Raw genomic sequence first — 12,923 nt, 5'->3', positions numbered from 1 at the left:
TTTTCATCTAAAAAAACCAACTTCATCCTCTTTCCTCTATAAATCATTCTCTCTATCCTAACATAAGATCAACACGACCTAGCTCCCTCCTTCCCCCTGGACCCAACGCGGGAGCGCTACTCCATGTACCTAGCCAAGGTGCATCTATTACCCTGGCTCTATTGGAACCGCATGCTCAAGGGCAAAAAGTTTGAGGCAGACATCTTCAAGCCCATCAACAAGTTGGTGCATCGCTACTAAGGCTCTTGGATCCCTCGCCCCTGACCCCTCTCCTCTGGGAGAGGGGAGTTTTTTTAGAGGCAGGCTTTTAGCCTTTTCAGCATCGGCAGCGCCGTGCGCAGGCCGCCTGAGTATTCGCGGAACAGCCCACCGGCAGGTGATTTTTGGCCCTTCCAAGCCGGCTGTAAGCTCCCCAACCCCAGCCACTCACCCTTTTTCGCAAGCAGAACCAAGTCTGACTGCCTCTAGATTGTCCTGGGAATTACTGAGGAAGATCGCGGACAAAGCTACAAAATATTTCTTAGTATCAATGTTTTTTGAGATGTAAGGCTTTGCCGCATAACTTTCCCCTAGTCTCCGTAAAGACCGGATAGGCTAAGTGTGAAAGTCTCATCTAAGGATGTTATCATATGTCCGACGAAGAAGAGCTAGGGTATCTCATCAAGAGGCGAAATGAAATTATAGAGCAGCAGAGAAATATCCAAGCCATTATTCAGGCTCCAAGGAATTGGCGAAAACGGGATATTTTGCGTCAAGCAAAAGAGTGGGGCTGGGAAATTGTTCAGCGACGTGCCAGACATAGCACGCAGGCTGTTCGGGGTGATTTAAGAATTCCTATTCCCGGACACGGCGGCGGAGATACTTTGAAAGTAGGATTAGCTCACAAAGTCTTATCCGAACTAGCAGAGCCTGTACTCAGAGAGCTGCAGCTTCAAGAGCAAGAGTACAGCGACCTACTTATTAGCTTTCCAGCGAATAGAGGTGTTAGCTTTAGGGTTGAGGCGGATTTACTAACTAAGCAGATTGAGTTTCTGGAAGAGCAGAACCAAAAACTTGAATTTAAAATAGTCGAGACTGAGGAAGCAGCTCTTAGTTTGCTCACCGAGAAAGAACTTGAGAATCAGCGGCTAGCCAACAGAATGAGAGAGCTTGTGGAAGAGCAGCTTCAAGCGCAAGAAGTTCTCGGTCATGCTATCGTAGCTCTGAAGCAGCTCAAGCATCTCTTCGACCAGCTTCAGAATGCGGTAAACCAAATTCCCATCCTATGGGTTAAGAGCTTATTGCAAAGTTACCTGAACAACATCAAGTCTGTTTTTGAAACCAACTTGCTCTCTGCCGGTTCTAGAAAGTTGCTTCAGGAGAAAGAACAGGAGTCTTATCAAGGGAAGTTGCCTCAGGAGAACAACCATGGGTCTCATCGAGAGTCTTGAAACGGCAATCGCGACCTCGCGGCGCAACTATGCTGAGCTTGTTAGCTTGACAGACCAACTCATCACCGAGCAACAGCAGCAAGGTCAACGAAATTGGCTGCGGCTGAATGCCAAGCCCTGGACCGTAGCGACTCTTAAAAAAACCTTTGCTTCCTTTGCAGCAGCTCGAGCTTACTTTGGCAAATGTTATGGCTTAAAGGCAAGAGGGTGGAAAACTTTAGCAGAGCAGGTCAATACCGTTGAGACGGCATTGATTCACTTGGGTCTAGCTATTCGCGAAAACCCACAAGAAAAGAGCATCTCCTCTTTCAAGAATTGATGGCTACCCATTTTAGTCATTTCAAGCCAGGTTTTTTAGAAACAGGCTTTTAGCTTTTTCAGCACCACTCGATCCAGCGTCAGCAGCGCCGAGCGCAAGCCACCCGAGTAGCCCCAAAAAAAGCCGACAGGCAGATGTCCTGGCGGTGCATCCAGGCTGGTTTTGAGCTCGCCGTACCCCAGCCAGCGACCTTGGATCCGCCAACCCACGGCTTCCCCCATACACTCTTCGCGGGGCAAGGCGGAGAAGGATCGCGATCTGCCTATTGAGGTTCCTCCGGGGTCGCATCCTTGCCACAGTTGCTTTTGAACGCTAAAGCCAAAGCGCCCATGGCTGGCCCGCACCCACAGTTGGTCAATCAGCCGCAGCATGGGGCAGGGGAAGGCCTGAACATCCTTGGGATCAAAAAAGCCCACTTGCGAGCGCCCAGCAAGCTTCAGCATCAGGGCTGTCGTCCAGCGATCCGCCTCCCCCCACTGCCCCGCTCGCAGCCGATCCCACAGACCTTGCAAGGCAGGGGCTGCTTCCCCCACCCACTCTGGCCAAGAGAGAGTTCCGGGCAGGGATCCCCCCTTCCCTCTCTCCTCTGGACAGACCTCAGGAAAAATCAGGGATCCGGATCCCTCTTCTCTTCCAGCTTTTTTGGCAGTGGCAGGGGTGGGAGGTGCCACCAGTTGCTCTAGCTCTTCCGCCGAGTGCCGGGACAGGAGCTGTTCCAGCTCGTCTTGGGGTTCTGGAGACTGGGCCAAGATCTGCTCCAGCTCCCTCAGCTCTTGGGTGCGGATGGCTGGCTCAAAAGCAACCGGCTTCCTCCCTTGTTGAGAGGCTTCTGCCGGTAACAGTGCCAGCCACTCGGCCATGGTTTGCGGGCGCTCTTCTGGGTGGAGAGCCATCCCTTTGAGAATGGCAGCCTCCACAACCTCGGGAATGTTGGGGTTAAGGCTGCGAGGGGTATCCAACTGGCGGCCTGTGGCCCGCACTGGCGCACACATAGGCACCATCCCCGTCAGCGCCGTGTAGAGGGTTGCTGCCAAGGCGTAGACATCGGTGAAGGCGCCGCGGCGGCGCAAGCTGTCGTATTGCTCTAGAGGAGCATAGCCATCGGTGCCGTAGGAGGTGTGGCGTTGGATCAGACCTTGGGTGTAGCCGCGAGCTAGGCCAAAGTCGATCAAAACTGCCTGCCCGGATCCCTCCCGCACCATGATGTTGGATGGCTTCACATCCCGATGCAGGATCCCCTGTTCGTGCAAGGCCATCAGGGCAGATCCCACCTCCCGCGTCAGGCACAGGGCTTCCGGCAGGGGCAACGGCCCTTTTTGCCGCAGAAGCTGGTGCAGAGTCTGGCCGCGGATGTACTCCATCACAATACACCAGCGCTCCTGCTCCCAGATCACTTCTTCCACCTTCACCACATGGGGATGGTGGCAGCGGGCCAGTTGCAGCGCCTCGTTCATGAAGTTCTGCTGGAAGCGGGGATAGTCGGGATCCTCACGAAGGCTGTCGTTCAAAACTTTGATAACCACCTGGTCGGCGCGAACGCTATCCCAGGCCCGGTAGGTAATGCCGAAGCCCCCCTCCCCCAAAACGGCCTCGATGCGGTAGCGTCCCCCTTGCAATTGTTCACCAACTGCCCAAGCCATATCTGGATCCCTGCCCCTACTGCCATTCTGTCACAGGGATCAGAGAGTTGCTGGCCTATGGAGCCCCCTAGAAGTCCGAGGGCAGCACTCCAGTTTTCACCTGGAAGGTGCGTGCCTGTCCATCGCGGATGACCCGCAGCGTCAGCGTATTGCCCACCCCAGCGGCTTCCACCAACTGCTGCACCTGCTCGGCATCGCGGATGGCCTGCCCATTGATTTCAGTGATCACATCCCCCTCCCGCAAGCCAATCTCCTCAGCCGGGGATCCCGAAATCACCTGCCCGATCAAGACCCCTTCTTCCACTGTCAGCGTGGTGGGACGAGCGGGGTCGCGGTTGAGGCGGGCCACAATGTCGGGGTTGAGGGTGATCATGCGAATGCCCAAGAAAGCGTGCTCTACCCGACCGTCACGGATCAGTTGCTCGGCAATGTCCATGGCGCGGTTGATGGGGATGGCAAAGCCCACACTCTGGGCCCGCTGGAAGATGGCCGTATTCACCCCAATCACACGCCCTTCCGCATCCAGCAACGGGCCGCCCGAGTTGCCGGGGTTAATGGCCGCATCCGTTTGCAGGAAAGTCACCCGCTTGTTGACAGCCCCAATTTGCCCGGAGGAGCGCCCGACGGCGCTGATGATCCCAGCAGTCACGGTATTGTCCAGGCCCAGCGGGTTGCCAATGGCAATAGCCCAATCCCCTGGTCGCACCAAGTCAGAGTTACCCAGGGTAACCGTGGGCAGATTCTCCCCCTCAATTTTGATCACTGCGATATCGGTAACCGGATCTGAGCCCTTCACCTCTCCTTCAAAGGTGCGCCCATCCAGCAGGTGAACCCTGACCCGCTCGCTGCCTTCCACCACATGGGCGTTGGTGAGGATCAGGCCACTGGCGTCGATGATAAACCCCGATCCGGTGCCTTCTTGCCGAAACTCCTGCGGCAACTGCGGTAGTTGATCCCCAAAGAAGCGGCGAAACAGGGGCTGGTTGAACAGTTCTGGGTTGACCCCCCTCGACACGGTGCGGGTGGCATCGATGCGCACCACCGCTGGGCCGACCTTTTGGGCGACTGCAGCAATAAAATTAGAAGGCCGGACGGCATCGGCGGGAGGGGCAGAATTCGCAGCCTCAGGGCGGGGCTCAGACCAGGGCAAAAGGGATCCTACTCCCTCACCGGCCCGTTGCGTCCAAGTGACCAGAGGAGTTTGCTGTAACCACTCCTGCCCCGATCGAGACGATAGCCAGACCCCACCCGCGACGCCTCCACCAAACAGAGCCATCGCCAAAAGTGTGTGCCGTAGAATCCGCGCCATGATCCCTCCCAAAGCTAAGCCGTATCGCCAAGACTCAAAAGGCGTGAACCCGCTCCCCCGACTTACGCCATCAAGACCCAGTTCACTCCTGGTCTATTCTATCTATTCCTACTCTTTACTTTTGGATGTTCGGGGTATGTGTGCTTACCCTAGCAAATCTTGCGGACAGAGGCAGTGCTCGAAACGCCCAAAATGATCGGGGATCCGAGTATGCTCCATTCCTCCGAGCCACAAGGGCGGGATCCGTGGCAGCGCCACCGCGCCTGGATGCAGTTGGCCTTGCGAGAAGCTGAGCAAGCGGGAGAAGCCGGAGAGGTTCCGGTGGCAGCTCTGGTGGTCGGGCCAGGGGAAGAGCTGTTGGCCCTGAGCAGCAACCGGCGGGAACGGGATCGGGATCCCACGGCCCATGCGGAGATTCTGGCCCTACGGCAGGCAGGGCAGCGCTTGGGCGATTGGCAGCTGCAGGGCTGTCGGCTGTATGTGACCCTGGAGCCTTGCCCCATGTGTGCCGGGGCCATCAGCCAATCGCGGCTGGCCCAGGTAATCTACGGCGCCGATGATCCCAAGGCCGGAGCACTGCGCAGCGTGCTCAATTTGCCAGCTTCTGCCGCCAGCTTCCATTGCCCGGAGGTCATCGGCGGAGTCTGCGAGGCCGAGTGTCGCCGCCTATTGCAGCAGTGGTTTTGCCGCCGGCGCGGGATCCCGCGCACAACCTGAGGAAGAAATTGGGGGCAAAAAGAACGGGCTGGGGTCGTGCATCCGCCAGAGGTTTTTGATACTGTCATATCGGGTTCGGCTGGCCCTTGCCTGGGATCCCGCACCAGCCTCAAAAAAGGCTTTCCGAGTGCGGGATCTCTTGAGCCCAACGGTGGCCGCTTGGGTTGTTGAGGGTGCGTCGGCCCTATGCCTGGATTCTCAAAACCCGACTTGTCCGGGATCCCTCGCCGGCTGTGATACTCTTTCCCAGAGGATTGGTGTGTGACTATTGCCCTCTCCTTTTCTCCTCCGCCATCAGCCTCGATTAGAGGTATTGCCCTCCTGGTTTGGGCTTGGCTGTGCTTAACTTTTCCGGTGCAGGCACGGGTGCTGCTGCGGGTAGGTATTGCCGTCAACAAGCCCCAGGTCACCGTCGGCAGCTCTACCGGAGCCCGCCTATTGAATGCCCAGGGACAGCCGCTGGCAGAGGTGCAGGCCATGCAACCGCTGCAGGCCAGCCGTTCGGGTTCAGCAGTCAGTTTGGCCGGCCAACAGGGAGAACGTCTTTACCTACAGCCCACCACCTCCGATGGGTTAGTGTTTATCGACCAGAATTGGTACCGTGGCTTGGTGGAGTTGATCCCCGGCGAGCGTGGGGTGATTGCCATCAACCAAGTTGGCTTGGAAGACTACGTTTCCAGCGTAGTGGGCAGCGAGATGGGACACCGTTTTCCCATGGAGGCTCTCAAAGCCCAAGCCGTGGCCTCCCGCACCTATGCCCTCTACCACCGCAGTCGCCGTTCCCAGCAGCCTTTTGACTTAGGAAACGGGATTGATTGGCAGGTTTACAAGGGAGTGGCTGCCGAATCCAGCCGTACCCAAGCGGCTGCCCGTGAGACCGCCGGGCAGGTTCTCATCCACCAGGGGCAGTTGATCAATGCGGTTTTCCACTCCTCTGCGGGGGGACATACAGATGATGCAGGCAACGTCTGGTTAGAATCGCGGCCCTACTTACAGGGGGTGCCGGATTTCGATCAGCACTCACCGGTGTTTAGCTGGACGGCCACCGTTCCTGCCCAACAGATTCAGCAATTGGCTGCCGGGATCGGTGCCATTCGTTCTGTTGAGGTGCTGCGCAGCTCCCCGTGGGGACGGGCGATCACGGTGCGCCTGACGGGATCCCAAGGAATCAAAGATCTCAGTGCTGGCGATTTTCGTCGGGCTCTAGGGTTGCGCAGCACAAAGATTGCCATTAGCCCGCGCGGAGAGGCCGCCACTACAGCCAGCTTGGCTCCTGTGGCAGGGACATTCCCAGCTTTCTTTGAGATTCATGGGCGGGGCTACGGGCACGGGGTGGGCATGAGCCAGTGGGGAGCTGCCGCCCTGGCCAGCCAAAACTACTCTTACCAACAGATCCTCAGCCACTACTACCGCAACACCAGTCTGGCAGTGGTGGAAGGACGTTAAGGCTCAACTTCAAAGAGAAGCCAACAAAATAATCGATTGGTAGCAAAAGTAGCTGCAGTTTTTAAGAGCTTATGGAAAGCAGCATTTTAATTGAACCGGAGGGGTTTCCCAAGGGTTCGTTGGGGTTCTGTAGATTTTGTTAACTTTGAGTTAACTCTAATGTTGCACCATCTCTTACGATAGACGGGCAGCTTCTAGACGGGCAGCTTCTGCCGGAATCGAAAGCTGGCCTGCCTGCGACCCCTGTTTTTGAAGGCTCCGCGCTGCTGTGGCAAGATCGGGAGAAGCCCTGGAAAATTTGGGTTACGTCCCCTGAAGATTTTGTAGAGATCTTGAATTCCCCCCTCAGAATCCTCAGGATCGGCTCAATAATAATTGAGATACGTTTACCAAGATCGACCTCTACCTCTTCTTTTTCGAGCCCATAACTTTAACCCCAGGTATCTGTCCTATGTCCATTGCCACCTTAGCTCCTGCTTTTCCCGAACGTTGTCCGGTGCTGCCGGAAGCGCTCACGCCCCTGTGCGAGATCGCCCGTAACTATTGGTGGACTTGGAACCCGGATCACCTCACCATTTTCCGGGAAATGGATCCCGCCCTGTGGGAAAAAACCTCCCACAACCCGGTGCGCATGCTGGAGGAGGTTTCCTACTTGCGGTTGGCAGCCTTGGCCACCGATGTGAACTACCTCAACACGTTGAACCGGATGGTGCAGTCCTATCGGAAGTACATGGCGGCTGAGGATACCTGGGCCAAGCGCACCATGAAAACCTACGACTGGCAGCGTCCTATTGCCTATTTCTGTGCCGAATACGGCTTGCACGAGTCTTTGCCCACCTACTCTGGCGGGCTGGGTATGTTGGCCGCCGATCACCTCAAGTCGGCTTCAGATTTGGGAGTGCCCCTGGTGGCCATCGGGTTGCTCTACCGTCAGGGCTACTTCCAACAGCGCCTGGACAACAATGGCTGGCAGGGGGAGCTTTACGAAGACTCTGAGTTTGAGTCTCTGCCGTTGACTCTGGTGCGCCAGCCGGATGGCAGCCCTCTGTTGGTGGAAGTGGCGATGCGGCAGCGGTTGGTGAAGGCGCGGGCCTGGCGGGCGGACGTGGGCCGGGTACCTCTTTTTCTGCTGGACACCGACCTGCCGGAGAACGACCCCATCGATCGCTGGATTACCGCCCACCTCTACGGGGGCAGCACCGATACTCGCATTGCCCAAGAGTGCATTCTAGGCATCGGTGGGGTGCGTCTGCTGCGCCAGTTGGGTTTGGATCCCATGGTCTATCACATGAATGAAGGGCACGCTGCTTTCCTAACGCTGGAGTTGCTGCGGGAGGAAGTGGCGCGGGGCACCCCCTTCGAGACGGCGGAGGCCAAGGTGCGGGAAAAATGTGTGTTTACTACCCATACACCGGTGCCGGCTGGCCACGATGCCTTTAGCCCCAATGAAATGGATGCCTTTTTTGCCTCTTTCTGGCCACAACTGGGCCTGACGCGGGAACAATTTTTGGCTTTGGGAGCTCGGCGCACTGGGGATCCCTGGGAGCGCTTTAACATGACGGTGCTGGCTTTGCGGTACGCGCGGGCAGCCAATGGCGTAAGCAAGCTCCACGGACGGGTTTCTCGCGAAATGTGGCATGTGCTCTACCCTGAGCGATCGGTGGATGAGGTGCCCATCAGCTCCATTACCAATGGGGTTCACGCCCGTACCTGGGTTTCCCCTCTTTTTTGGAACCTCTACGACCAGTACTTGGGCCCCGATTGGCCGGAGCGGGTGTCAGACCCGGAACTGTGGGCCAAGGTGGAAGAGATCCCAGATGAAGAACTGTGGCGGCGCAAAGAGGCTCTGCGGGAGCGGCTGGTGTCTTTTACCCGTCACCGGGTGTTGCGGGCCCGGCGCAATCGCGGCGAAAGCAATGAGCGCATCCAAGCGGTCAACCAGTTGCTGGATCCCAAGGTCTTGACGATTGGGTTTGCCCGTCGCTTCAGCACCTACAAGCGAGGAGATTTGATCCTGCGAAATCTGGAGCGAATTACCCGCATCTTCACCAACAAAGAGTACCCTGTGCAAATTATCTTCGCCGGCAAAGCCCATCCCCGGGACGAAGGGGGCAAGCGCCTGATTCAGCGGGTGGTGGAATGGTCCAACCGGCCTGAGGTGGCCAACCGAGTCACCTTCATCGAAAATTACGATGCCTATGTCGCTCGCAATTTGGTGCAGGGGGTCGATGTGTGGCTGAACAACCCGCGACGCCCTCTGGAAGCCTCTGGCACCTCAGGGCAAAAGGTGGGCTTCAGCGGGGGATTGAATTTGTCGGTACTGGATGGCTGGTGGCCCGAAGGTTACAACGGTCGCAATGGCTGGGCTATTGGCCAAGAAATCGAAGGTCTGGATCCCGCTGCCCAAGACGACTTGGACGCCAACTCCCTCTACGACTTGTTGGAGTATGAAGTAATCCCCATGTTCTACGACCGGGATGAGAAAGGGATCCCACGTCGTTGGATTGCCCGCATGAAGGAGGCGATCCGCACGCTCAACCCCGTTTTCAACACCGACCGCATGGTAGCGGAGTACGTGCTGAAAATCTACGAGCCTCAGCCCCTGGAAGCAGAGGCGAGCCGGACTTTGTTGGGTTCGGCTGTTGCCGGCTAGGGTGGACTCCCCCTCTCCCAGCGCAAATCATACAAAACATTGGGATCCCTCTCTCCTCAAGAGGAAAAGCAGGGATCCCAAGTTTGCGCTTGGGGAAAAGAGACTAGGCGCTGGCGTTGACGGCCATAGGCAGAGTCAGCGGTTCTGGCTCCTCTTCGGGGGGCAACATCACCACCTCAGAGTTGTCGATGATGGCCTGCAGCTCTTCCCCATCGATGGTTTCGGCCTCTACCAGGCGGCGGGCGATCCGATCCAAGAGGGCACGGTTTTCCCGAATCAAGTAGGTGGCCCGTTGGTAGGCCTCGTTCACCAGCCGCCGCACCTCTTCGTCGATGAGGGCCGCTGTTTCCTCCGAGAAATCCCGTTCTGCGGCGATTTCCCGGCCCAGGAAAATGTTGGTGTACTGGCGACCTAGGGCTACATTTCCCAGGCGATCGCTCATACCGAAGCGGGTCACCATGTTGCGGGCGATGCGGGCCACCTGTTGCAGGTCGCTGGCTGCCCCCGTGGTGATCTCCGACTCTCCGTAGACCACTTCTTCGGCCACACGCCCACCCAAGGCAACAGTCATCATGTTCTTCAGATGGGCACGGGTGGTGAGCCCCATGTCGTCATCGCTGGGCATGAACCAAGTGAGACCACCCGCCTGGCCACGGGGGATGATCGTCACTTTTTGAATGGGATCGTAGTTGGGCAAGAGGGATCCCACCAGGGCATGGCCCGCCTCATGGTAGGCCACCAATTCCTTGCGCCGTTCGCTCATCAGCCGATCCTTCTTCTCTGGGCCGGCCAACACCCGATCCACCGCGTCGTTGATCTCGTCCATGGAGATCTCGGTGAGGTTGCGGCGGGCAGCCAGAATGGCTGCTTCGTTCAGGAGGTTGGCCAAATCGGCGCCGGTAAACCCAGGAGTACGGCGGGCCAACTTCTCCAAATCCACATCCGCAGACAGAGTTTTACCGCGGGCGTGCACCTTGAGGATCTCCAGGCGGCCTTGGAAGTCGGGGCGATCCACCGTAACTTGGCGATCGAACCGGCCAGGCCGCAGCAGCGCCGCATCCAGCACATCCGGTCGGTTGGTGGCCGCAATGACGATGATGCCGGAGTTGCCCTCAAAACCGTCCATCTCGGTGAGCAACTGGTTCAGGGTCTGCTCCCGTTCGTCGTTGCCACCCCCCAAGCCAGCTCCCCGCTGGCGACCGACCGCATCAATTTCGTCGATGAAGACGATACAGGGAGCATTTTGCTTGGCTTGCTCGAACAGGTCCCGTACCCGCGAGGCCCCCACCCCAACAAACATCTCCACAAACTCGGAGCCGGAAATGGAGAAAAAGGGCACACCCGCCTCTCCGGCTACGGCGCGGGCCAACAGGGTCTTACCGGTGCCGGGCGGGCCCACCAGCAGCACCCCGCGGGGAATCTTGGCTCCCAAAGCGGTGAAGCGCTCTGAATTTTTCAGGAAATCCACCACTTCTGCCAGCTCCAGCTTGGCCTGATCGATGCCGGCCACATCGTTGAAGGTAATTTGGGTTTTCGGCTCCATCTGCACCCGTGCCCTGGATTTGCCGAAGTTGAGAGCTTGGCTGCCTGGGCCATTTTGAGCCCGCCGCAGCAGGAAAAAGAGCCCCAGCAAGAGCAAAACCGGCAGGAAGAAGGTGCTGAGAATGCGCCCAAGTAGCCCCTCCTCTTGAACAGGACGCACGGCCAGCTCCACCCCGTTGGCAACCAGGGTGTTCTCAAACTCGGGGGTAAGGGGGGGCAGATTCACCTGCACTGGGGTGGCGTGGTTGTTGATTTCTGCCTGGGCAATGGCAACTTGGCGACCATCCGGGGCCGTCTCCACCAAAACTTTGCTGACCTCGCCCCGTTCAACACGGCTGATCAGGTCGGAGTAGCTGATCTCCAAACGCTCAGGCGGGCGAGTACCAAAGAAGGTGGTGGCTAAAGAGATCAAGAAGATGGCCAGTAGCGCATATAACCCCGCGCTTCTCCATTTCTTGTTTTTACCTTTCTGACTCACGGAAGTGTTTCCTCCCAAAGGGTGTTTTTGAATCGAACTCGCAGATGGCGACTTGTGGGTAACAATCTGGGGTCGAGTGGGTTCTTGCAGCAACAGACTGTTAATTAATATTAACCTGACTGAGAGGGTTGCCGGGGATCCCTGCAATCCCGCTCTTCTGGCCGGGAGTTTGGGGATAGGATTGAGAGACCAAGGCTGGACCGTCAGTCAGAACAGGTGGTGTTTTTTCCATTCTCATTCCAGCTTGCCCAGGGATCCCTATGCTGACTCAACTGCGCGAACTGAGCATCACTGCCGACGGACGGTATCTCAGGGATGAGGAGCTGCAGTTCATGGAGACCTACCTAGCCTCCTTTGACCTACGCCTGAGCGCCTATCGCAAGATTCAGGCGGCGGAAGCCCAGATCATCCGGGATGTGGAGATGAAAATGCGCGCGCTGGATCCCTACTTGCTCATGCGAGGGGTGGAAGACTTCAGCAACAAGTGGAAAGCTGACACCGTGCGGGTTCTGCGCCTCTCGGCCTTAGCCATGCTCTTGGATGATGAGCAGCGCTACAAAGATCGATTTCTCTACTGGTTCCAAACACTGATGCGAGCCTTCCGCACCCAACGCAGTTGCGAGGCCACCTATCGCTTCCTACAAGAAGTGATAGCCAATTACCTCACCCCCGAAGAAACCAAGTTGATCAGGCCGATTCTGGAAACCAACCGCACGCTGTTGGGCCTCAACTAGGCAGCCGTCTCAGCAGACTCTCCAGAACCAGCCGACTCCACCACCTCCAGCTCATCAGCCTGGAGATGCGCACGGAACTTGTTGTCAAACTGCACCTGAAAGGGAAAGTTGGCGCTGATCGGGCGGCCATTCCAATCCCGAATCACGGCCTTCAGCTCCCCTTCCATGCCTTTGAGGTCGAAAGGTTGATTGCGATGTTCCGGGTGGTGATAGACAATCACGCTGGTACGCACCCGCACCCGATCTCCAACTTTCATGTCTTGCCCTCCTAACAAGGCGGCCCACCACAGGAACCCACTGGAAACACTCTAGCTCAATCTCTAAGCAAACCTTCGAGATGTGGAGAAGTATGTGGAAACTGAAACAGTAGTTTGTATTTTCCTCAGGGTCATCTTCATGTTGGGAAGCCCCAGAACATCCCCTCAAAGTCAACCCAGAGAAAGCCCGTCTCAACCAATGGGATCCCTCTGGAGCCAACAGCGCCGCTCACTGGATCCCTGGGTTGTATAGATGGGATCCCTATTGGGCAGGAGGCTGGTTTCGCCGGAAAAAGCTGCGTCTAGCCAATCTCAGCTTCCACCGGGATCTGGGAAAGAGAGAAGGCGACCTTTTGTTGCTGATACATTTACGCTGAACACTGCTGAACATCACTGTT

The 12,923-nt window shown here is 57.2% G+C and carries 10 protein-coding genes; 6 read left to right on the top strand and 4 right to left on the bottom strand.

Annotated features, from left to right (window positions below):
• The first annotated feature begins 629 nt into the window (after positions 1 to 629).
• Positions 630 to 1,430 carry a hypothetical protein gene (locus NW843_RS13255; protein ID WP_041436241.1) on the top strand — a complete coding sequence of 267 codons (801 nt, stop codon included), beginning with the start codon at positions 630 to 632 and terminating at the stop codon, positions 1,428 to 1,430.
• Positions 1,408 to 1,749 carry a hypothetical protein gene (locus NW843_RS13250; protein WP_414523182.1) on the top strand — a complete coding sequence of 114 codons (342 nt, stop codon included), beginning with the start codon at positions 1,408 to 1,410 and terminating at the stop codon, positions 1,747 to 1,749. Before NW843_RS13255 ends, NW843_RS13250 begins: the two co-directional genes overlap by 23 nt.
• A gap of 35 nt (positions 1,750 to 1,784) precedes the next feature.
• Here NW843_RS13250 and NW843_RS13245 read toward each other — a convergent pair whose 3' ends face one another.
• Together NW843_RS13245 and NW843_RS13240 are read right to left on the bottom strand one after the other, a co-directional pair.
• The gene (locus NW843_RS13245) at positions 1,785 to 3,389 is read right to left on the bottom strand and encodes a serine/threonine-protein kinase (protein ID WP_414523181.1); all 1,605 of its coding nucleotides are present in this window, start codon (positions 3,387 to 3,389) and stop codon (positions 1,785 to 1,787) included.
• Between the two features lie 67 nt (positions 3,390 to 3,456).
• Positions 3,457 to 4,698 carry an HhoA/HhoB/HtrA family serine endopeptidase gene (locus NW843_RS13240; protein WP_414523180.1) on the bottom strand — a complete coding sequence of 414 codons (1,242 nt, stop codon included), beginning with the start codon at positions 4,696 to 4,698 and terminating at the stop codon, positions 3,457 to 3,459.
• A 210-nt stretch (positions 4,699 to 4,908) separates the two neighbouring features.
• On the opposite strand from NW843_RS13240, the gene NW843_RS13235 reads away from it, so the two are divergent.
• From NW843_RS13235 to glgP, 3 genes are all read left to right on the top strand, one after another.
• The gene (locus tag NW843_RS13235) at positions 4,909 to 5,415 is read left to right on the top strand and encodes a nucleoside deaminase (RefSeq protein ID WP_414523179.1); all 507 of its coding nucleotides are present in this window, start codon (positions 4,909 to 4,911) and stop codon (positions 5,413 to 5,415) included.
• A 261-nt stretch (positions 5,416 to 5,676) separates the two neighbouring features.
• Positions 5,677 to 6,861 carry a SpoIID/LytB domain-containing protein gene (locus NW843_RS13230; RefSeq protein WP_414523178.1) on the top strand — a complete coding sequence of 395 codons (1,185 nt, stop codon included), beginning with the start codon at positions 5,677 to 5,679 and terminating at the stop codon, positions 6,859 to 6,861.
• 451 nt (positions 6,862 to 7,312) lie between these two features.
• Positions 7,313 to 9,514, top strand: a complete 2,202-nt coding sequence (glgP, locus tag NW843_RS13225) for an alpha-glucan family phosphorylase (RefSeq protein ID WP_414523177.1) — start codon at positions 7,313 to 7,315, stop codon at positions 9,512 to 9,514.
• Between the two features lie 103 nt (positions 9,515 to 9,617).
• Here the strand turns inward: glgP and ftsH are convergent, their stop codons facing one another.
• A complete protein-coding gene (ftsH, locus tag NW843_RS13220) occupies positions 9,618 to 11,534 on the bottom strand; it encodes an ATP-dependent zinc metalloprotease FtsH (RefSeq protein WP_414523176.1) in 1,917 nt (638 codons plus the stop codon).
• Positions 11,535 to 11,794: 260 nt separating this feature from the next.
• Between ftsH and NW843_RS13215 the strand changes: the two genes are divergently transcribed.
• Positions 11,795 to 12,268, top strand: coding sequence for a phycobilisome protein (locus NW843_RS13215; protein ID WP_414349996.1), 474 nt, complete (start codon positions 11,795 to 11,797; stop codon positions 12,266 to 12,268).
• Here NW843_RS13215 and NW843_RS13210 read toward each other — a convergent pair.
• Positions 12,265 to 12,525, bottom strand: coding sequence for a ferredoxin-thioredoxin reductase variable chain (locus NW843_RS13210; protein ID WP_011432274.1), 261 nt, complete (start codon positions 12,523 to 12,525; stop codon positions 12,265 to 12,267). The two genes, NW843_RS13215 and NW843_RS13210, sit on opposite strands and share 4 nt — an antisense overlap.
• Positions 12,526 to 12,923 lie beyond the last annotated feature (398 nt).

The organism is Synechococcus sp. R5-12, from assembly GCF_047502655.1.
Lineage (GTDB): Bacteria > Cyanobacteriota > Cyanobacteriia > Thermostichales > Thermostichaceae > Thermostichus.
The sequence above is the reverse complement of the archived record's forward strand: the minus strand, read 5'-3'. Positions and strand labels throughout refer to the sequence as shown.